This window comes from Actinophytocola sp. (genome assembly GCF_035762905.1).
Classification (GTDB): Bacteria; Actinomycetota; Actinomycetes; order Mycobacteriales; family Pseudonocardiaceae; genus DASYTH01.
Map to the genome: position 1 here is coordinate 52,585 of NZ_DASUCC010000097.1, position 19,937 is coordinate 72,521.

Annotated in this window: 14 protein-coding genes; 10 read left to right on the forward strand and 4 right to left on the reverse strand. The window is 72.7% G+C overall.

Features of this window, described 5'->3' with window-relative positions:
• Nucleotides 1–9 precede the first annotated feature (9 nt).
• Complete coding sequence (locus VFV67_RS20525; protein ID WP_326472201.1) at nt 10–2,700, reverse strand: MGH1-like glycoside hydrolase domain-containing protein; 2,691 nt, start codon at nt 2,698–2,700, stop codon at nt 10–12.
• Nucleotides 2,701–2,795: 95 nt separating this feature from the next.
• Here VFV67_RS20525 and VFV67_RS20530 point away from each other — a divergent pair, with 95 nt between their 5' ends.
• Nucleotides 2,796–3,176, forward strand: a complete 381-nt coding sequence (locus tag VFV67_RS20530) for a VOC family protein (RefSeq protein WP_326472202.1) — start codon at nt 2,796–2,798, stop codon at nt 3,174–3,176.
• Between the two features lie 3 nt (nt 3,177–3,179).
• Here VFV67_RS20530 and VFV67_RS20535 read toward each other — a convergent pair whose 3' ends face one another.
• Nucleotides 3,180–4,586, reverse strand: a complete 1,407-nt coding sequence (locus VFV67_RS20535; protein WP_414636315.1) for a M20/M25/M40 family metallo-hydrolase — start codon at nt 4,584–4,586, stop codon at nt 3,180–3,182.
• 276 nt (nt 4,587–4,862) lie between these two features.
• On the opposite strand from VFV67_RS20535, the gene pdhA reads away from it, so the two are divergent.
• The 5 genes from pdhA (at nt 4,863) to galT (ending at nt 10,235) form a co-directional block, all read left to right on the forward strand.
• Complete coding sequence (gene pdhA / locus VFV67_RS20540; protein WP_326472203.1) at nt 4,863–6,083, forward strand: pyruvate dehydrogenase (acetyl-transferring) E1 component subunit alpha; 1,221 nt, start codon at nt 4,863–4,865, stop codon at nt 6,081–6,083.
• A complete protein-coding gene (locus VFV67_RS20545) occupies nt 6,083–7,102 on the forward strand; it encodes an alpha-ketoacid dehydrogenase subunit beta (protein ID WP_326472204.1) in 1,020 nt (339 codons plus the stop codon). Before pdhA ends, VFV67_RS20545 begins: the two co-directional genes overlap by 1 nt.
• 14 nt (nt 7,103–7,116) lie before the next feature.
• The gene (locus VFV67_RS20550; RefSeq protein WP_326472205.1) at nt 7,117–8,484 is read left to right on the forward strand and encodes a dihydrolipoamide acetyltransferase family protein; all 1,368 of its coding nucleotides are present in this window, start codon (nt 7,117–7,119) and stop codon (nt 8,482–8,484) included.
• 81 nt (nt 8,485–8,565) lie between these two features.
• Nucleotides 8,566–9,213 (forward strand): TetR/AcrR family transcriptional regulator, encoded by a 648-nt coding sequence (locus VFV67_RS20555; RefSeq protein ID WP_414636316.1) that lies wholly within the window; start codon nt 8,566–8,568, stop codon nt 9,211–9,213.
• Nucleotides 9,210–10,235, forward strand: a complete 1,026-nt coding sequence (gene galT, locus VFV67_RS20560; RefSeq protein ID WP_326472207.1) for a galactose-1-phosphate uridylyltransferase — start codon at nt 9,210–9,212, stop codon at nt 10,233–10,235. Before VFV67_RS20555 ends, galT begins: the two co-directional genes overlap by 4 nt.
• On the opposite strand, the gene VFV67_RS20565 is transcribed toward galT, so the two are convergent.
• Nucleotides 10,219–11,079: a MaoC/PaaZ C-terminal domain-containing protein gene (locus VFV67_RS20565; RefSeq protein WP_326472449.1), complete on the reverse strand. Its 861-nt coding sequence runs from the start codon at nt 11,077–11,079 to the stop codon at nt 10,219–10,221. The genes galT and VFV67_RS20565 overlap by 17 nt on opposite strands.
• A 20-nt stretch (nt 11,080–11,099) precedes the next feature.
• The gene (locus VFV67_RS20570; RefSeq protein ID WP_326472208.1) at nt 11,100–12,440 is read right to left on the reverse strand and encodes a 3-oxoacyl-ACP reductase; all 1,341 of its coding nucleotides are present in this window, start codon (nt 12,438–12,440) and stop codon (nt 11,100–11,102) included.
• A gap of 76 nt (nt 12,441–12,516) precedes the next feature.
• Here VFV67_RS20570 and VFV67_RS20575 point away from each other — a divergent pair, with 76 nt between their 5' ends.
• The 4 genes from VFV67_RS20575 to VFV67_RS20590 all read left to right on the forward strand — a co-directional run bounded on the left by VFV67_RS20575 (nt 12,517) and on the right by VFV67_RS20590 (nt 19,699).
• Nucleotides 12,517–13,797, forward strand: coding sequence for an acetyl-CoA C-acetyltransferase (locus tag VFV67_RS20575; RefSeq protein ID WP_326472209.1), 1,281 nt, complete (start codon nt 12,517–12,519; stop codon nt 13,795–13,797).
• Nucleotides 13,798–13,883: 86 nt separating this feature from the next.
• Complete coding sequence (locus tag VFV67_RS20580) at nt 13,884–15,077, forward strand: AAA family ATPase (RefSeq protein ID WP_326472210.1); 1,194 nt, start codon at nt 13,884–13,886, stop codon at nt 15,075–15,077.
• Between the two features lie 152 nt (nt 15,078–15,229).
• Nucleotides 15,230–15,364 carry a hypothetical protein gene (locus VFV67_RS20585; protein WP_326472211.1) on the forward strand — a complete coding sequence of 45 codons (135 nt, stop codon included), beginning with the start codon at nt 15,230–15,232 and terminating at the stop codon, nt 15,362–15,364.
• A 174-nt stretch (nt 15,365–15,538) separates the two neighbouring features.
• On the forward strand, nt 15,539–19,699 hold the full coding sequence (locus VFV67_RS20590) for an NEW3 domain-containing protein (protein ID WP_326472212.1): 4,161 nt from the start codon (nt 15,539–15,541) through the stop codon (nt 19,697–19,699).
• Nucleotides 19,700–19,937: the final 238 nt, after the last annotated feature.

Consider the following 19,937-nt stretch of genomic DNA (forward strand, 5'->3'; position numbering starts at 1 on the left):
GTTAACCGGTCACCGGTGCCGGTGCCCGGGCCAGCCCACCAGGAGAACCGCCACGAGCGCGGTCCATCCGGTCTGGTGGGTGGCGCCGAGGCCCTCGCCGGTGTCGCCGTCGAAGTACTCGCTGAACGTGAGGTGATCGGACCACAGCGGAGAGTCACCGGCCTCGACCCGCTTGCCGTCTGCCGGGCGACGACCGTCCGTGCCGGGCAGGAACAGCGCGGCCAGCCGGCGGGACAGCTCCGCGGCCACCGCGCCGAGCGGGCGGCTCCGCCCGGAGCCGGTGGGCAGCTCGACGGTGAACGCGCCGCCGTGGAACGCGTCCAGCTCGTAGAGCGCCTCCACCAGCAGCGCGTTGCACGGAAACCAGACCGGCCCGCGCCAGTTGGAGTTCCCGCCGAACATCGGGGTGTGCGACTCGCCCGGCTCGTAGCCGACCCCGTGGTGCTGCCCGGCGATCTCCACCGCGAGGCCGTCCCGGTGCGCCGCGGACATCGACCGGATGCCGTGCGGGGACAGGAACTCCGCCTCGTCCAGCATCCGGTGCAGCACCCGGCGCAGCTTGTCCTCGTCCAGCAGGGACAACAGCGCGCGGCGCCCGTCCGGCCCGGTCCGCCAGGCGATGAACTGGCCGAACTCCGGCTGATGGCGCAACAGGTAGTTGAGCCGGCCGGCGAAGCCCGGCAGCTCCTCGAACACCCAACGCTCCAGCGGAGCACAGGCCAGCAGCGGAATCAGCCCGACCATCGAGCGCACCCGCACCGGCCGCGACTCCACCCCGCCGTCCGGGCGGTGCCGGGACACCAGGTCGTAGCAGAACCCGTCGCGCTCGTCCCAGATCCCCCGGGACGCCGAGCCGAACTGGGCGGAAACCTGGGCGATGGAAAGGAAATGCTCGACGAACTTGGTGGCCACGTCCTCGTAGGCCTCGTCCACCCGGGCCAGCTCGAGCGCGATCTGCATGAGGTGCAAGGAATACGTGGCCATCCACGAGGTGGCGTCGGACTGCTCGAACCACCAGCCCTCCGGCAGCCGGGCCGACCGGTTCACCGGGCCGATGTTGTCCATGCCGAGAAAGCCGCCCTCGAACAGGTAGTTGCCGTCGGCGTCCTTGTTGTTGACCCACCAGGAGAAGTTCAGCAGCAGCTTGTGGAACACCCGGGCCAGGAACACCCGGTCGCCGGTGCCGGTCGCGGCCTGCTCGGCGCGATAGACCTGCAGGCTCGCCCAGGCGTGCACCGGCGGGTTGACGTCGCCGAACGACCACTCGTATGCGGGCAGCTGGCCGTTCGGGTGCATCATCCACTCCCGGCACAGCAGCAGCAGCTGCTCCTTGGCGAACGCCGGATCCACCAGGGCGAACGGCAGCATGTGGAAGGCCAGGTCCCAAGCGGCGAACCAAGGGTACTCCCACTCGTCCGGCATGGACAGCACGTCGGCCACGTCCAGGTGCCGCCAGTGCACGTTGCGGGCATAGGCGAGGCGCCGCTCGCCGGGCGCCGGCGGGCTGGCCGGGTCGCCATCCAGCCAGTGCCGAAGCCGGAACCGGTAGATCTGCTTGGTCCACAACAGACCGGCAAGCGCCCGGCGCATCACCCGGGTCTCCTCCGGGCCGTCCGCGGCGGGCAACCCGGCGTAGAACTCGTCCGCCTCGCGGCCTCGATCGTCCATTGTGGACACGAAGGTGGGGCCGAAGGCGCTGCCGTGGCCGGCGCCGGCGATCAGCCGCAGCCGCACGGTGACCGCCTCGCCCGGAAGCACCGCCGGGAAGTGGTACCAGGCCGCGGCCTTGGTGCCGGGCTGGGAGGCGGTGCCCGGCGGCACCACCTGGCAGCTGTCCGGCACGCCCCGGACCACGTGGTTGTCGATGCCGGACTTGGTGTAGCGGCTGGGGTTGGCCGCCGCCCCGTACAGCTCGACCGCGTCGGTCTCGTTGTCGGTCACCAGCATCGTCGGCGTCCCGTCGGCGTGCAGGGTGTACCGGCCGAGCCGGGAATGCTCGGCAACCACCCGGGCCCAGCCGCCCGCCGTCGAGGCGATCAGCGCCGGCCGGCGGGCGTCCCGGCCCCACGACCAGGTGTTGCGGAACCACAGCTGCGGCAACAGGTGCAGCGGCGCAGGCTCGGGCCCGTGGTTGACCGCGGTGATCTCCACGCAGATGTCGTCCGGAGCCGCCTTGGCGTAGCTGACCGTGACGTCGAAGAACCGGTTCTCGGCGAGCACCCCGGTGTCGGCCAGCTCCGGCTCCCGCTCGTCGCGGCGCGCCTCGGCGGCCCGCGCGCGCAGGTCGTGGTACGGGAACGCGGCCTGCGGGTACCGGTAGAGCACCTGCATCCAGGAGTGCGTCGGGGTACCGTCCAGCACCCACCAGTACTCCTTGACGTCCTCGCCGTGGTTGCCCTCGTGGTTGCTGACCCCGAACAGCCGCTCCTTGAGGATCTCGTCGCGGCCGTTCCACAGCGCCAGCGCGAGGTTGAGGAACCCGTGCCGGTCGCAGATCCCGGCGATGCCGTCCTCGCCCCAGCGGTAGGTGCGCGACCGGGCGGCGTCGAACGGGAAGTAGCCCCAGGCGTCGCCGTGCGCGGAGTAGTCCTCGCGCACGGTGCCCCACTGCCGGCCGGCGAGATAGGGACCCCACAGCCGCCACGGCGCGTCGGCCGTCGGCGCGTCGGCCAGCCGCGCCCGCTCCGCCGGTTCGCTCACCCGTCCAGTCTGGGCGAGTGACGCCGGCCACCCAAGCCCGGCCGAGCCCCTACCGCACGGTTTGTCGCACTGCGCACGTGGGAAGAATGGGGATCATGACAGGCATCGCCCGCATGCACGCGATCGTGCTGGACGCACCCGACACCCGCCGGCTCGCCGAGTTCTACCGGGACCTGATCGGCTGGGAGATCGTCTATGCCGACCCGCCGGAGGAGGGCGGCTGGACGACCCTCTCGGACGGCGGCGGGGTCCGGATCTCCTTCCAGTACGCGCCCGACCACCGGCCGCCCGCGTGGCCGGACCCGGAACGGCCCCAGCAGATGCACATCGACGTGCACGTGGCCGACCTGGACGAGGCCGAGCGGCGGGTGCTCGAGCTGGGCGCGACCAAGACCGAGGTCCAACCCAGCACGGAGGGCACCTTCCGGGTCTACCTCGACCCGGCCGGCCACCCGTTCTGCCTGTGCCAGGACTGACCGCTACCCGCGGTTGGCGTGGGCGTCGAGGATGTGCGCGACGGACTCGCTGATCCGGGTGGCCTGGTCGAGGTTGAGCCACTCGTCGGCGACGTGCGGGTTGCTGTCCCCGCCGGCGGCACCGGTCACCACGAACTGGGCCTCGGGGTAGGTCTGCGCCAGCAGTGCCATGAACGGGATGGAGCCGCCGATCCCCAAGGTGCGCCAAGGGTTTCCGAACACCGAGGCGCTCAGATCGTCCAAACTGGAGCGCAGCCAGGGGGCAAGGGGTGGGGCGTTCCAGCCGTCCGCGGCCTCGGTGTGGCCGAGCTCGACCTGGGCGCCGTAGGGCACGTCGGTGGTGACGGCCTTGCGCAGGGCGTCAAGGGCGGCGTCCGAGTCGGCGGTCGGCGGCAGCCGGAAGCTGAGCATCAGCGTGCTGTGCGGGCGCAGCACGTTGCCGGCGTCGGCGGGCTCGGGAAAACCCGACGCGCCGATCACCGACAGGGTCGGGCGCCAGGTGTTGTTGAGGATCAGCTCGACCTCGTCGTCGTCGACCAGGCGCATGCCGTCGGGGAGCTCGACGGCGTGCCGGACGACGCCGGGGGCGATCTCCACGGCCGAGCGGGCCTCGGCGACCCGGTCGGCCGGGATGTCGGAGTGCATCTCGGGCAGCAGGACCCGGCCGGTGCGGGCGTCCTCGAGCCGGTCGAGCAGGGTGCGGAAGATCCGGAACGAGCTGGGCACGACGCCGCTGGCCATGCCGGAGTGCAGGCCGCTCGGCAGCACCCGCACGGTCACCTCGGCGCCGGTGAGGCCGCGCAGCGACGTGGTCAGCCACAGCCGGTCGTAGTCGTAGCCGCCGGAGTCCAGGCAGACCACCAGGGACACCTCGCCGAACCGGTCGCGCAGGTGCTCGAGATACGGCGGCAGGTGCGGGCTGCCGGACTCCTCGGAGGTCTCCAGCACCACGACGCACCGGGCGTGCCGGCCGCCGGCCGCGCGCACCGCCTCGATCGCCGCGGTGGCCGCGTAGCCGGAGTAGCCGTCGTCCACCGCGCCCCGGCCGTAGAGCCGGTTGCCGCGCCGCACCGGCGTCCACGGGCCGAGCCCGGCCGACCACTCGCCGAACGGCGGCTGCTTGTCCAGGTGGCCGTAGAGCAGCACGGTGTCGCCGGACGGCCCGCCGGGCGTGGCCGGGACGTCCATCAGCACCACCGGGCTCAGCCCGGGCAGCCGGACCACCTCGACCGTGGCGCCGGGGATCGCCCGCCGCTCCAGCCAGGCCCGCAGGTGCTCGGCGGCCGCGTCCAGGTGCCCCGATGTGGCCCATTCCACATCGAAGGTCGGCGACAGCGCCGGGATCGCGACGAACTCGGTCAGGCTTGGCAGGACATCCGTGTCCCAGATCCGGCGGATGTCCTGGCGCATCGTCGTGGTGTCCACGGCCGCGATCCTGCCACTCTCGGAGCCCCGACCGTTGGTTGTCCTAACGTTTTCCCAGTTCAGCGCCGCTTGGCCGGTAATCGATCCCACCAGGCGGACTCACCAGAACCGCTGGGCTCATGCCAGGATGGACGTTGAGAGAACCGTCAGCGCCGACGCGTGACCGACCGCCTACCACCCGTGGCGGAGGGAGTAGCCGGCGGCGCGGCCGTGGACAGTCGCCACAAGTGACCAAGCGGCACCGACACGAGGAGAAGGCGCATGTCGTCCCCAGAACAGTGGACGCACCCGGAACCCGGGGATGCCCCCGCCGCCACCGCCGCCACCCCCACGGCAGAGCAGGTGATAGCGGGTTTGCGTGCGACGAGTGAAGGCGGCGCGGAGCTGGTACAGCTGCTCACGCCGGAGGGCGAGCGGGTCGAGAACGCCGAGTTCGACCGGTACGTCGCCGACGTCACGGCCGAGGACCTGCGCGGGCTCTACCGCGACATGGTGCTGGTCCGCCGGGCCGACCGGGAGTGCAACGCACTGCAGCGCCAGGGCCAGCTCGGCATCTGGGTGCCGCTACTCGGTCAGGAGGCCGCCCAGATCGGCGCCGGGCGGGCGCTCAAGCCGCAGGACATGGCCTTCCCCAGCTACCGCGAGCACGGCGTGGCCTGGACCCGCGGGGTGCGACCGGAGGACCTGCTCGGCATCTTCCGCGGCACCGACAACGGCAGCTGGGACCCGCTGGCCACCCGGTTCCACCTCTACACGATCGTGATCGGCAACCAGGTGCTCAACGCGGCCGGATACGCGATGGGGCAGCGGTTCGAGGGCCGAGTAGGCAACACAGGGGGCGACCCTGACGCGAACGAGGCCACGATGGTCTTCTTCGGCGACGGCGCGACCAGCCAGGGCGACGTGCACGAGGGCTTCGTCTGGGCCTCGGTGTACGACGCGCCGCTGGTGTTCTTCTGCCAGAACAACCAGTGGGCGATCTCCGAGCCGACCGAGCGGCAGACCCGGCTCCCGCTCTACCAGCGGGCCCGCGGCTACGGCTTCCCGGGCGTGCGGGTGGACGGCAACGACGTGCTGGCCACGCTGGCGGTGTCCCGGTGGGCGCTGGACGAGTGCCGGCACGGCAACGGCCCGGTGCTGATCGAGGCCTACACCTACCGGATGGACGCGCACACCACCACCGACGACCCGACCCGCTACCGGCTCTCCGACGAGCTGGAGGCATGGAAGCTCAAGGACCCGATCGAGCGGGTCCGGGTCAACCTGATCCGGCACGAGCACGCCGATCAGGACTTCTTCGACTCGATCCAGGCCGACTCCGACCGGCTCGCCGCGGAGCTGCGCGAGTTCTGCGTCAACATGCCCGATCCCCCGCCGGAGCGGATGTTCAGCAAGATCTACGCCGAACCGAGCCCGCAGCTGGACGCCCAGCGCGATGAGTTGCTCGAGTACCTGGCCGGCTTCTCGGGAGGTGCGCACTGATGGCTACTCCGGTCCTGAACAAGACGTCCGGCAGCACGTCGGCGGCCCAGACCACCACGCTGGGCAAGAGCCTGAACATGGGGCTGCGGGCGGCGATGGAGGCCGACCCGCGGGTGATCGTGATGGGTGAGGACGTCGGCAAGCTCGGCGGCGTCTTCCGGATCACCGACGGGCTGCAGAAGGACTTCGGCGAGCACCGGGTGCTGGACACCCCGCTGGCCGAGTCCGGGATCATCGGCACCGCGGTGGGTCTGGCCATCCGCGGCTTCCGCCCGGTGTGCGAGATCCAGTTCGACGGGTTCGTCTTCCCCGGCTTCGACCAGATCGTCTCGCAGGTGGCCAAGCTGCACTACCGCAGCCAGGGCAAGGTCAAGCTGCCGATGGTGATCCGGATTCCGTTCGGTGGCGGGATCGGCGCGGTGGAACACCACTCCGAGTCCCCGGAGGCGTACTTCGCGCACACCGCCGGGCTGCGCGTGGTGGCCTGCTCCAACGCGGTGGACGCGTACTGGATGATCCAGCAGGCGATCCAGTGCGACGACCCGGTGCTGTTCTTCGAGCCGAAGCGGCGCTACTACGAGAAGGGCCAGCTCGACCCGGACGCCACCCCGTACCCGCTGTTCTCCTCCCGGGTGCTGCGCAAGGGCGACGCGGCCACGCTGGTGACCTACGGCCCGATGGTGAAGACCTGTCTGGACGCGGCCGGCGCCGCCGCCGAGGAGGGCCGCTCGCTCGAGGTGATCGACCTGCGGGTGCTCTCGCCGATGGACCTGGCGCCGGTGTTCGAGTCGGTGCGCCGGACCGGGCGGCTGATCGTGGTCAGTGAGGCGCCCCGGGAGACCTCGCTGTCCAGCGAGGTCGCGGCCAGGGTGCAGGAGGAATGCTTCTACTCGCTGGAGGCGCCGGTGCTGCGGGTGACCGGGTACGACACCCCGTACCCGCCGTCGAAGCTGGAGGAGGAGTTCCTGCCGGACCTCGACCGGGTGTTGCACGCCGTCGATCGTTCGCTTGCCTGGTAAGGGAAACAGCCACAATGCCTGACTACAAAGTGTTTCCCCTGCCGGACACCGCGGAGGGCCTGGTCGACGCGGAGATCCTCACCTGGCACGTCAAGCCGGGCGATGCGGTCACGGTCAACCAGATCATCGTCGAGATCGAGACCGCGAAGGCGGCCGTCGAGCTGCCCTGCCCGTGGGCCGGGGTGGTCACCGAGCTGCACGCGGCGCCGGGCGAGACGGTCGAGGTGGGCGCGCCGATCCTGACCATCGACGTGGACCCGCAGGGCGCGGCGGCCGCACCCGCGGCCGAGGCGCAGAGCGAGAACGGGCGCACCGCGACGCTGGTCGGCTACGGGCCCAAGACCGGTGCGGCCAAGCGCCGTCCGCGCAAGGACAGCGTCGGAACCAGCACGGCTCCGGCCCTGCAGAGCGCGTTCGCCCGCACCCAGGCTCCGCCGCCGGCACCGCCGGTCGAGGAGGCGTTGCCGGCGGTGCCGGACTCCCCGGCGGCACTGCTGGACACCCCGGGCGGGTACGTCCCGCTGGCCAAGCCGCCGGTGCGCAAGCTGGCCAGGGACCTCGGCGTCGACCTGCGCTCGCTGGCCGGCTCCGGGTCCAGCGGAGTGATCACCCGGGAGGACGTCGAGCGGGCCGCGGGGGCGACCCCGGTGCCGGCGGCGGCCGAACCCGGCTACCACCCGGCCACCCGGGAACGCCGGGTGCCGATCAAGGGCGTACGCCGGGCCACCGCGCAGGCGATGGTGGACAGCGCGTTCAGCGCACCGCACGTCACCGAGTTCCTGACCGTGGACGTCACGCCGATGATGGAGCTGCGGGCCAAGCTCAAGGAGCACCCGGGGTTCCGCGGGGTGAAGATCACCCCGCTGACCTTCGCGGCCAAGGCGGTGTGCCTGGCCGCGCGGCGCACGCCGGACATCAACGCGGTCTGGGACGCCGCCGCGGGCGAGATCGTCCACAAGGAGTACGTGCACCTTGGCATCGCCGCGGCCACCCCGCGCGGGCTGATCGTGCCCAAGGTGCGCGACGCCGACCGGATGTCGCTGCGCGAGCTGGCCGAGGCGATCGAGGCGCTGACCGCGACCGCACGGGACGGCAAGACGGCGCCCGCCGACATGCTCGGCGGCACGATCACGATCACCAACGTCGGCGTGTTCGGCGTGGACACCGGCACCCCCATCATCAACCCGGGTGAGTCGGCGATCCTGGCGCTCGGCGCGATCCGGGACATGCCGTGGGTGGTGGACGGGCAGGTCGTGCCGCGCAAGGTGTGCCAGCTCGCGGTGAGCTTCGACCACCGGGTGGTGGACGGCGAGCAGGGCTCGCGGTTCCTCGCCGACGTCGGCGCGCTGCTCGCCGACCCCGCGGTGGCCATCACCTATTGACCCGTCCACGGCCCGGGATGGCGACTCGCCGGTAGGTACGATCACCCCGGGTGATCGCCAGTTCGGGCCGTGGAGGTGGGTGTGGAGGTGGACGAGCGGAGGCGGTCCAGGCGGCTGCCCCGCGCGGTTCGGGAACGGCAGATCCTGGACGCCGCCGTCCTGGTGTTCTCCCGGCACGGCTACCACGACGCGTCGATGGACGAGGTCTCCGAGGTGGCCGGGGTCAGCAAGCCGATGATCTACGCCTACCTGGGCTCCAAGGAGGACCTGTTCGGCGCGTGCATCCGGCGTGAGGCCCAGCTGCTGTTCGAGGCGGTCACCGCGGGCGTGCAGGGCGAGCATGCGCCGGACATGCAGCTCTGGCACGGCCTGGCCGCGTTCTTCCGGTTCGTCGGGGAGCACCGGGAGAGCTGGCGGGTACTGCACCGGCAGGCCGCCTCGCACGGCGGTCCGTTCAGCGACGAGGTGGGGGCCATGCGCGACCGGGCCATCGCCCTTGTCGACGGGCTGCTGGTCCGCTCGGCGAAGCGCCGCGGGCTGACCGAGCAGGCGCGGCGAGCGACCGAGGCGATGGCCGCAGCACTGGTCGGTTCCGCCGAGTCGCTGGCCGACTGGTGGCTGGACCACCCCGACATCTCCGACCAGCTGCTCGCCTCCTGGCTGATGAACCTGGCCTGGATGGGCTTCGGTGACCTGGTGGCCGGCAAGGTCTGGACGCCGTCCTCGTGAAGCGCACCCCGGTGCGGCTGGCCGACGGCCGGGAGCTGATCTACTTCGACCGGGACGAGACCGCCGACCGCTCGGCGCCGGACACCCGCGACCTGCCCGAGCGGTCCGCCGGTGGCGAGCTGCGCTACGACGCGCTGCTCGACGAGTGGGTGACCGTCGCCGACCACCGGCAGGGCCGGACCCTGCTGCCGGCCACCGAGGACTGCCCGCTGTGCCCGTCCCGGCCGGGCCGGGCCACCGAGATCCCCGCCGCGGACTACGAGGTGGCGGTGTTCGAGAACCGGTTCCCGGCGTTCGCCGGGCAGCGCGGGCGGGCCGAGGTGGTGTGCTTCACCGCGGACCATGGCGCCTCGTTCGCCGAGCTGCCGCCGGAGCAGGCCGCGACGGTGGTGGCCGCGTGGGCCGACCGCACCGCCGAGCTGTCCGCGCTGCCGCACGTGGCGCAGGTGTTCTGCTTCGAGAACTTCGGCGAGGAGATCGGGGTGACGCTGCACCACCCGCACGGTCAGATCTTCGGCTACCCGTTCGTCCCGCCGCGCACCCGGAAGATGCTCGACGCCGCGCGCCGGTACGCCGAGCGGGCCGGCCGGGACCTGTTCGCCGACGTGCTGGCCGCCGAGCGGGAGTCCGGCGAGCGGGTGGTGGCGGCCAACGAGCTGTGGACCGCGTTCGTGCCGGTGGCCGCGCGCTGGCCGTTCGAGGTGCACCTGTTCCCGCACCGGAAGGTGCCCGACATCGCCGCGCTGACCGAGACCGAACGGGCCGCGTTCGTCGCCGTCTACCTGGACGTGCAGGGCCGGTTCCGCAGCCTGTTCGACCGGCCGCTGCCGTACGTGGCGGCCTGGCACCAGGCGCCGGTGCGGGTCGACCGCGAGCTGGGCCACCTGCACCTGCAGCTGTTCTCCAGTCGCCGGGCGGCGGACAAGCTGAAGTACCTGGCCGGCTCGGAGTCGGGGATGGACGCGTTCCTCAACGACGTGCGGCCGGAGCGGGCGGCCCGGATGCTCAGGGAAGCCGGCTGAGCTCCCCGGCCAGGTGGGGTCTGCCGGTCCGGGCGTCGAACACCTGGAAGGCGTGGCCGCTGCCGGTGGGCCGGGCGGTGAAGCCGACCGTGGCCGGCAGCAGCACGGGCAGCTTGAACCGGACCTCGATCGTGCCCGCATCGGGCAGCCGGCCCTCGAACGCGGCCAGGCAGCGCGCCTTGGTCCACATGCCGTGCGCGATGGCCCGGCGGAACCCGAACGGCCGGGCGGTCAGCGGGTGCAGGTGGATCGGGTTGCGATCGCCGGAGACCTCGGCGTAGCGGCGGCCGGTGTCGGCGGGCACCCGCCAGACCGCGGTCGGCTCCGGCGCCGGGCCGGGCTCCGGCCGGGCGTCGCCGCCATCGCCGCTGCCGGCGCCCCGGCGCAGGTAGGTGCTCACCGCGGTGCAGACCGGCTCGTCGCCGGTGCACACCTCGGTGATCATGTCGAACTGCCGGCCCTTCGGGTGTGGCCGCAGGTCGGCCACCCGCACCCGGATGTCCAGCCGCTCGCCGGCGTGCAGCGGGCGGGTCCAGGTGATCCGGTTCGCCAGGTGCACCGAGCCGACCAACGGGAACGGGAACCCGGGGTCGGTCATCAGCTTGACCTGCAAGGGAAAGCTCAGGATCTGCGGGTAGGTCGGCGGCAGCTCGTCGCAGTGCCGCAACCCGCACACCCGGTCGTAGTCGGCCAGGTGGGCGCGGTCCACCGTCACCCCGGCCAGCCGGTAGCCGGTGTCCGGCAGCTCGCCGCCGCCGCGCCGGGTCAGACCGGTCAGCACCGCCCTGCCGTACAGCGCGGCCAGGTTCGGCGCGGACCTGAGAGTGGTGATCAGCGGGTCCATTGGTTCGCTCGCAAGCTCGCTCACGCGCCCAGCAGGCTCTGGCCGCAGACCCGGACCACGTTGCCGTTGACCGCGCCGGAGGCCGGGTTGGCGAACCAGGCGACCGTCTCGGCCACGTCCACCGGCAACCCGCCCTGGGACAGGCTGTTCATCCGGCGGCCGGCCGCGCGGATCGGCAGCGGCACCGCGGCGGTCATGTTCGTCTCGATGAACCCGGGGGCGACCGCGTTGATCGTGGCGTCCCGTTGCGCCAACACCGGGGCGTAGCCGGCCACCATGCCGATCACCCCGGCCTTGGTGGTGGCGTAGTTGGTCTGCCCGGCGTTGCCGGCGATGCCGGCGATCGAGGACACCCCGACGATCCGGCCGCCGGGCCGGAGCAGGCCGGCGTCGAGCAACGCGTCGTTGATCACCGGCTGGCAGGTCAGGTTCACCGCGAGCACGGCGTCCCAGGTCTCTTCCGGCATGTTGGCGAGCTTGCGGTCCCGGGTGATTCCGGCGTTGTGCACGACGATGTCCACGCCGCCGTGCCGGGTGCGCAGGTAATCGGTCAGCCGGGCCGGTGCGTCGGCGGCGGTGATGTCCAGTTGCACGGCGGCGCCGCGGATCCGGTTGGCCACCTCGGCGAGCTCCGCGCCCTGGGCCGGAACGTCCAGCGCGACCACCCGGGCGCCGTCTCGGGCCAGCACCTCGGCGATGGCCGCACCGATGCCCCGGGAAGCGCCGGTGACCAGCGCGACCTTGCCACCCAGCGGGTGGTCCCAGTCCTCCGGTTCGGCGCCGCCGGTGCCGCCGTGCGTGCCGATCCGGATCACCTGGCCGCTGACGTAGGCCGACTTGGCGGACAGCAGGAACCGCAGGGTGGACTCGATCGCCTGCTCGGCGCCCGGGACGACGTGCACCAACTGCACGGTGGCGCCGCGGCGCAGTTCCTTGCCGAGCGAGCGGGTGAAGCCCTCGAGGGCACGCTGGGCGATGGCCTCGGCGACGCTGGTGGCGGCGTCCGGCGGGGTGCCGAGCACGACGACCCGGCCGCACGGACCGAGCCGGCGCAGCTCCGGCTTGAAGAAGGCGTGCAGCTCGCGCAGCCGGGTCGGGTCGGTGATGCCGGTGGCGTCGAACACCAGCGCGGCGGGTCGCTGGTCGTGCTCGGTCAGCAGGTCGATCCCGGCCGACTTGAGCGCGGCGCCGACCGGGTCGGTCAGCGACCCGCCCGGTGCGCCGCCGAACCGCGCGGGCCCGGGCAGCGGCGGCTCGCCCGGGCGGTACCGGCGCAGCGGTACGGGGTCGGGCAGGCCCAACCGGCGCACGACCGCCCGGCCGAGGCCGGTTCCGGCGAACTGCTGGTACCGGTCCGTCATGTGATCCTCCCTACTCGCGAGTAATACTACTCACGAGTAAAGTAAGAGCGCCAGCGACCTCAGGAGGTAAACGACGATGGCGCCGACCCGGGTACGGAAGGTGGCGATCCTCGGGGGCAACCGGATCCCGTTCGCCCGGTCCAACGGTCCCTACGCCGCCGCGTCCAACCAGGACATGTTCACCGCGGCGCTGAACGGACTGGTCAGCCGGTTCGGGCTGCAGGACGAGCGGCTCGGTGAGGTGGCCGCCGGGGCGGTGCTCAAGCACAGCCGGGATTTCAACCTGGCCCGCGAGTGCGTGCTGGGCAGCCGGCTGTCCGCGCAGACCCCGGCCTACGACGTCCAGCAGGCCTGCGGCACCGGGCTGCAGGCGATCATCCAGTCGGCGAACAAGATCGCCCTCGGGCAGCTCGACTCGGCGGTGGCCGGCGGCGTGGACACCACCAGCGACGCGCCGCTCGGGGTGAACGAGAACCTGCGCCGGATCCTGCTCGGCCTGAACAGCGCCCGATCACTCGGCGCCCGACTGCGCCTGCTCACCCGGCTGCGGCCCGGTCAGATCGTGCCGGACATCCCGCGCAACGCCGAGCCGCGCACCGGCCTGTCCATGGGCGAGCACGCCGCGATCACCGCAAGGGAATGGGGAATCGGCCGCGCCGAGCAGGACGAGCTGGCCGCCGCCAGCCACCAGAAGCTCGCCGCCGCCTACGACTCCGGGTTCTTCGACGACCTGGTCACCCCCTACCAGGGCCTGACCCGCGACCAGAACCTCCGCCCGGACTGCACCGCCGACAAGCTGGCCACGCTCCGCCCGGTCTTCGGCGGCCCAGCCGCGACGATGACCGCCGGCAACTCCACCCCGCTGTCCGACGGCGCCTCCGCCGTCCTGCTGTCCAGCGAGGCCTGGGCCCGGGCGCACCGCCTCCCGGTCCTGGCCTACCTGACTTTCACCGAAACCGCCGCCGTCGACTACGTCCACGGCGCCGAGGGCCTGCTCATGGCCCCCGCCTACGCCGTCCCGCGAATGCTCGCCCGCGCCGGCCTCGCCCTGCAGGACTTCGACTTCTACGAGATCCACGAGGCGTTCGCCGCCCAGGTGCTGGCCACCCTGGCCGCCTGGGAGGACATCAACTTCGCCAAGCAACGGCTCGGCATCGATGAGCCGCTCGGCCCCATCGACCGCGCCAAGCTCAACGTCAACGGCTCCTCCCTCGCCACCGGCCACCCCTTCGCCGCCACCGGCGCCCGCATCGTCGCCACCCTCGCCAAGCTCATCGACCGCAAGGGCTCCGGCCGCGGCCTGATCTCCATCTGCGCCGCAGGCGGCCAGGGCGTCACCGCGATCCTGGAGAAGTAACCGGGGATTGGCCCGGCGCGCGACACGCCGTAGCGGTATCTGCGCCAATATCGGGTTCGCGCTAGAGAGCTGGATACGGTGCGATCGTGGATCCGGTGCGTAATCCGTTCGCTCCCGGTGCTGGGCAACGGCCGCCCGAGTTGGCGGGGCGGGACCGGGAGCTGGATGCGTTCGACGTGGTGCTGGAGCGGGTGGCGCGGGGGCGGCCGGAGCGCAGCCTGGTGCTGACCGGGTTACGTGGGGTTGGCAAGACCGTGCTGCTCGGGGAGCTGCGGTCGATGGCGGTGCGGCGCGGGTGGGGGGCCGGGAAGATCGAGGCGCGGCCGGAGGCGGATCTGCGGCGGCCGCTGAGCGCGGCGTTGCACCGGGCGATCCGGGACCTGGCGGTGCAGCATCGGGCGCCGGAGCGGGTGGAGGCGGTGCTCGGGGTGCTGAAGGCGTTCGCGCTGCGGGCGACTCCGGCGGGCGCGAAGTTGCGGGAGCGGTGGCAGCCGGGGATCGACGTGCCGGCCTCGCAGGGGCGGGCGGACTCCGGGGACATCGAGATCGACCTGGTCGAGCTGCTCACCGACGTCGCGGAGTTGGCGCAGGACGTGGGTACCGGGGTGGCGGTGCTCATCGACGAGTTGCAGGACGTGGGGCCGGAGGACGTCTCGGCGCTGTGCGCGGCCTGCCATGAACTGTCCCAGTCGGGTGCACCGCTGGTGGTGGTGGGCGCCGGGCTGCCGCACCTGCCGGCGGTGCTCTCGGCCAGCAAGTCCTACTCGGAGCGGCTGTTCCGGTACGTGCGGATCGACCGGCTGGACCGGGCGGACGCGGACCTGGCCGTGCTCGCACCGGTGGCCAGGGAGAACGCCGGGATCACCCCGGGCGCGCTGGCCGCGCTGTTCGAGGCGTCCGGCGGCTATCCGTACTTCATCCAGGCGTACGGGAAGGCGGCCTGGGATGCCGCGCCCGCGGACCCGATCACCGAGGAGGACGTGGCGGTCGCCGCTCCGGAGGCGGAGAGCGAGCTGGCGGTCGGGTTCTTCGGCTCGCGCTACGAGCGGGCCACGCCGTCCGAGCGGGAGTACCTGCGGGCGATGGCGGAGATGACCGAGGGCAAGGGGGACAGCGCGGGCACCTCGGACATCGCGGTCTACCTGGGCCGCAAGCCGTCCTCGCTGTCCCCGGCCCGGGACAGTCTGATCAAGAAGGGGCTCATCTACTCGGCCGAACGCGGCCGGATCGCCTTCACCGTGCCGCACTTCGGCCGGTACCTGCTCGGCATGGACGAGTAGCGCTCTCTGCGGCTGTCTAGCGCAAGTCGTAGAAAGCTCTAGACACACCTAGCGCCGATGATTGTCCGGACTGTGCGGGAATTCACCGGAGGATCGTCGGCGTTGATACTGGATGGCGGAGCATAATGGATCCGGAGAGAGGTGAAGGAACGATGAACATTGCCGCGAAGCTGCGCGCCGCCCGTAACCGGCGCGCCGTCAACCGGGCAATCAGCCGGGCGGCCACGCCGGCCATGCGCAACGAACTGATCGTGATCGCGCAGAGCCAGGCCGACCGCCTTCGCTGACCCCCTATCGAGTGTGAGCTAGCGCACAATCTGCCGCTGTGTAACACGGCGGCAGGTGGTCGCGATGTTCCGGTTGACCCCGTAGTGCTGGCGGACCCCCGACCTGGCAGCAGTACGGGGTTTCTCCATGTCCGGGGGCTTGTGCGGGGGTGATTCACCGACCAAGGTCGGTCCATGCCCGACGCCGTCACCGCCGAGTCCACCGAACTGTTCACCGGCGACGAATCCGCCCCGCTGCAAGTCGTCCGGGTGACCACCACCGCCCGCGCGGGCGGCTTCCGGGCGTTCGTCGAGGGACCGGAGCTGTCCACTCCGGCCGCCGTCGAGTCCACCGTCGAGGCCGACGGCCCGGTCAGCATCGAGATCCCGGTGGACACCCGCGGCGCCCCGCCGGGTGCCACGCGCAGCGCCCGTGCGGTCGTCGAGACCGGCGGCGAGCGCCGGGAGATCGACTTCGACCTGGTGGTCGCCGAGCCCGGCTGGACCATGCACATGGTCAGTCACTTCCATTACGACCCGGTCTGGTGGAACACCCAGGCCGCCTACACGGTCGCCTGGGACCGGCTGGACTTTCCCGGCTCGCCGCGTGGCGCGCGCCAGCTCGCCGGCTTCGACCTGGTGCGGGCCCACCTCGACATCGCGCTCGCCGAGCCGGAGTACCGGTTCGTGCTGGCCGAGGTGGACTACCTCAAGCCGTACTGGGACGCGCACCCGGAGGACCGCGCGGTGCTGCGCCGGCTGCTCGCCGAGGGCCGGGTGGAGATCATGGGCGGGGCCTACAACGAGCCGAACACGAACCTCACCAACCCGGAGACCACGATCCGGAACTTCGTGCACGGCATGGGTTTCCAGCGCGACGTGCTGGGCGCCGACCCGCGCACCTCCTGGCAGCTCGACGTGTTCGGGCACGACCCGGCGTTCCCCGGGTTCGCCGCCGATGCCGGGCTGACCTCCAGCTCCTGGGCGCGCGGGCCGTTCCACCAGTGGGGTCCGATGGAGCGCACCGAGGCCGGCAAGGGCGACCCGCGGCGGATGCAGTTCGCCAGCGAGTTCGAGTGGATCTCCCCGTCCGGCCGCGGGCTGCTCACCGCGTACATGACCGACCACTACGGCGCCGGCTGGGTGCTCGACTCGGCGCCGACCCTGCACGCCGCCGAGGCGGCCGCCTTCCAGGTTTTCACCGGGCTCAAGCCGGTGGCGAGCACCCGCAACGTGCTGCTGCCGGTCGGCGGCGACTACACCCCGCCGAACAAGTGGATCACCCAGATCCATCGGGACTGGAACGCCCGCTACACCTGGCCCCGGTTCGTCTGCGCGCTGCCCCGGGACTTCTTCGCCGCCGTGCGGGCCGAGCTGGACGCCCGCGGCGAGGCGCCGACCCCGCAGACCCGGGACATGAACCCGATCTACACCGGCAAGGACGTCTCGTTCATCGACACCAAGCAGGCGCAGCGGGCGGCCGAGTTCGCGCTGCTCGAGGCCGAGCCGTTCGCGGTGTTCGCGAACCTGCTTGCCGGCGCCAGGTATCCGGACGCGGCCCTGGCCAAGGCCTGGGTGCAGCTCGCCTACGGAGCGCACCACGACGGGATCACCGGCTCCGAGTCCGACCAGGTCTACCTCGACCTGCTCACCGGCTGGCGGGACGCGCACGACCTGGCCACCGGGGTGCGCGCGGCGGCCTTGACCGTGCTGTCCGGCCTGGTGGAGTGCGCCGGCGAGGGCACCCCGGTGGTGGTGTGGAACCCGCTGACCCACGAGCGCACCGACGTGGTGACCGTGCGGCTGGCGGACTCGCCCGGCACCGGTGTCAGCGTGCTCGACGAGGCCGGCACCGAGCTGCCCGCGCTGGTCGAGCACGGTGGCCACACGGTGACCTTCCTGGCCTACGACGTACCGCCGATGGGCTGGCGCACCTTCCGGGTGCTGCCGGCGGACCGGGACGACCAGGGCTGGACCCACGCCAGCGGGGTGACCGCGGCCAACGACACCTACCTGGTGGCCCTGGAACCGAGCCGCGGCGGCGGGGTGACCAGCCTGGTCGAGCGGGCCACCGGGCGGGAGCTGATCACCGACGGCCGGCTGGGCAACGAGCTGGCGGTGTACGAGGAGTACCCGCAGCATCCGAGGTTCGGCGAGGGACCGTGGCACCTGCTGCCCAAGGGGCCGGTCAGCACCTCCGGCCGGGCCAGGGCCACGGTGGACAAGCTGGCCAGTCCGGCCGGTGAGCGGCTGGTGGTGCGCGGGACGGTCGGACCGGTGCGCTACACCCAGACGATCACGTTGTGGCACGGCGTGTCCCGGGTGGACTGTGTGACCACGGTGGACGAGTTCACCGGGTCCGACCAGCTGCTCCGGGTGCGCTGGCCGTGCGAGGTGCCCGGCGCGCTGCCGGTCAGCGAGGTGGGCAACGCCGTGGTGGGCCGCGGGTTCGGCCTGATCGACGTGGACTCCGCGGAGCACCCGTGGACGCTGGACAACCCGGCGCACACCTGGTTCGGGCTCTCCGCGCCCGCGGCGCTGCGGCTGGCCGGCGGGGCGCTGCGGCCGGTCGGGGTGGCCGAGATCATCGTGCCGAGCACCGCCTCGGCCGCGCCGCTGGCCCGCGAGCTCGCGGTGGCGCTGGCCCGGTCCGGGGTGACCGCGACGGTGAGCACGGCCGACGGCTCCCGGTACGGCGACCTTGGGGTGGACTCGAACCTGCCGGACGTGCGGATCGCGATCGGCGGCCGGGACGACAACCCGTTCATCGCCGAACTGCTGGACCGGGCCGGTCTCGACGAGCAGCCCGGCGCGCTGCGCTGGGTGCCGCCGGACAAGCCGCTGGCCGAGGTGTGGCGGCCGAGCGCGGACCTGCGCGACGCCAGGGCGCTCGGGGTGCTGGTGGTCCCGGCCGCGGCGGTCGGGCCGGTCGTTGCGGATCTGGCCGACCACGTGATCGAGGTCGGCGGCGGTGATCCGGGCCAGGACGGCTACGCGGGCCGGACCGTCGCGCTGCTCAACCGGGGCATGCCGGGGTTCGCGGTGGACTCGTCCGGCACGCTGCATGCCTCGCTGATGCGCTCGTGCACCGGTTGGCCGTCGGGGGTGTGGATCGATCCGCCCCGGCGCACCGCGCCGGACGGCTCGAACTTCCAGCTCCAGCACTGGACCCACGAGTTCGGCTACGCGGTGGTGAGCGGCGACGGGGACTGGCGGGCGGCCGGCATCGCGGCGGCCAGCGCGGAGTACGGCCATCCGCTGCTGGCCGTGCTGCCGGCCGAGTCCGGCGGCGGGCCACTGGCCGGCTCCGGGTCGCTGCTCGAGGTCGAGCCGGCCGGCCGGGTGCGGCTGGGCGCGCTCAAGGCCGCCGGCAACCCGCTGACCCAGGGCAGCGCGGCACCGGCCGATCCGCGCAACGGCGTGGCACTGCGGCTGGTCGCGCACACCGGGGAGCCGGTGCTCGCCCGGGTCGGCTCGCCGCTGTTCGAGCTGACCGATGCCCGCCGCGCCGACCTGCTCGAGCGGCCGGGCGAGGCGCTGGCCGAGCCGGCCGTCCCGGTGGCCGGCTGCGACGCGGTCACGATCGTGGTCCGGCCCGAGGGGTTCGCCCGGACCCTGACCGAGGGACCGGTGCTGGGTCCGGAGGCGGAGCCGGCGCAGCCGCTGTTCGCCAAGTACTGGCTGCACAACCGCGGCCCGGCCCCGCTCGGCGGGCTGCCGGCCGCGGTGCACCTCGAGCCGGCCGGCGCGGACCGGCTGCGGCTGACCGTCGCCTCGGACCGGACCGACGGGGAGCTGCACGGGTTCGTCCGGCTGGCCGTGCCGGACGGCTGGCGGGCCGAGCCGGCCGAGATTCCGTTCGGCCTGGCCGCCGGCGGCCACCTGGTCACCGACCTGGTCGTGACCGCGCCACCGGACGCCGCGCCCGGCGCCCACCCGGTGCGGGCCCGGCTGGAGCTGACCGGAGCCGGCCTGCCGCCGAGCTGGTTGCAGCCGGTGGAGGACGTCGCGGTGCTGACCGTGCCGGGCGGCACCGCACCGCTGCTGGCGCTGGCCACCGACCCGGCGCCGGTGCGGCTCGGTCCCGGGGAGCGCGGCCGGATCTCGGTGCGGGTGCGGTCCGGGGCGCACGCGCCGGTCGCCGTCGAGGCCGCGCTGGTCTGTCCGTGGGGAACCTGGGAGCTGGCCGGACCGCGGGCAGTCGGCGCCGAGGTCCCGGCACTGGGCGAGGCCGAGCTGGGCTTCGACATCGCCCCGCCGCCATGGACCCCGCCGGGCCGGTGGTGGGCGCTGATCAAGGTGGCCGGCGCCGGAGTCGTGCTGTACTCGCCCGCGGTCGCGCTGGAGATCTCATGACTACCGTGAGCGCAGGCTCGGCCGCGGTGTCGGCTGGGCTGAGGAGCAGCGCAGCCGCGAGGAACGAGCGGCGAGCAGCGCACGAAGGAAGCCGACACCACCAGCGGCCGACCCGAAGCGAACCATCCGACACCGTGAGCGCAGGCTCGGCCGCGGTGCCGGCTGGACCGAGCAGCAGCGCAGCCGCGAGGAACGAGCGGCGAGCAGCGCACGAGGGAAGCCGGCACCAGCAGCGGCC

Bases quoted from the DNA above. Each gene is read 5' to 3' on its own strand.
- pdhA (WP_326472203.1), top strand. From the start codon at position 4,863: ATGTCGTCCCCAGAACAGTGGACGCACCCGGAACCCGGGGATGCCCCC.
- VFV67_RS20585 (WP_326472211.1), top strand. From the start codon at position 15,230: ATGAACATTGCCGCGAAGCTGCGCGCCGCCCGTAACCGGCGCGCCGTC.
- VFV67_RS20565 (WP_326472449.1), bottom strand. From the start codon at position 11,079: ATGGACCCGCTGATCACCACTCTCAGGTCCGCGCCGAACCTGGCCGCG.
- VFV67_RS20570 (WP_326472208.1), bottom strand. From the start codon at position 12,440: ATGACGGACCGGTACCAGCAGTTCGCCGGAACCGGCCTCGGCCGGGCG.
- VFV67_RS20590 (WP_326472212.1), top strand. From the start codon at position 15,539: ATGCCCGACGCCGTCACCGCCGAGTCCACCGAACTGTTCACCGGCGAC.
- VFV67_RS20545 (WP_326472204.1), top strand. From the start codon at position 6,083: ATGGCTACTCCGGTCCTGAACAAGACGTCCGGCAGCACGTCGGCGGCC.
- VFV67_RS20530 (WP_326472202.1), top strand. From the start codon at position 2,796: ATGACAGGCATCGCCCGCATGCACGCGATCGTGCTGGACGCACCCGAC.
- VFV67_RS20575 (WP_326472209.1), top strand. From the start codon at position 12,517: ATGGCGCCGACCCGGGTACGGAAGGTGGCGATCCTCGGGGGCAACCGG.
- VFV67_RS20550 (WP_326472205.1), top strand. From the start codon at position 7,117: ATGCCTGACTACAAAGTGTTTCCCCTGCCGGACACCGCGGAGGGCCTG.
- VFV67_RS20535 (WP_414636315.1), bottom strand. From the start codon at position 4,586: ATGCGCCAGGACATCCGCCGGATCTGGGACACGGATGTCCTGCCAAGC.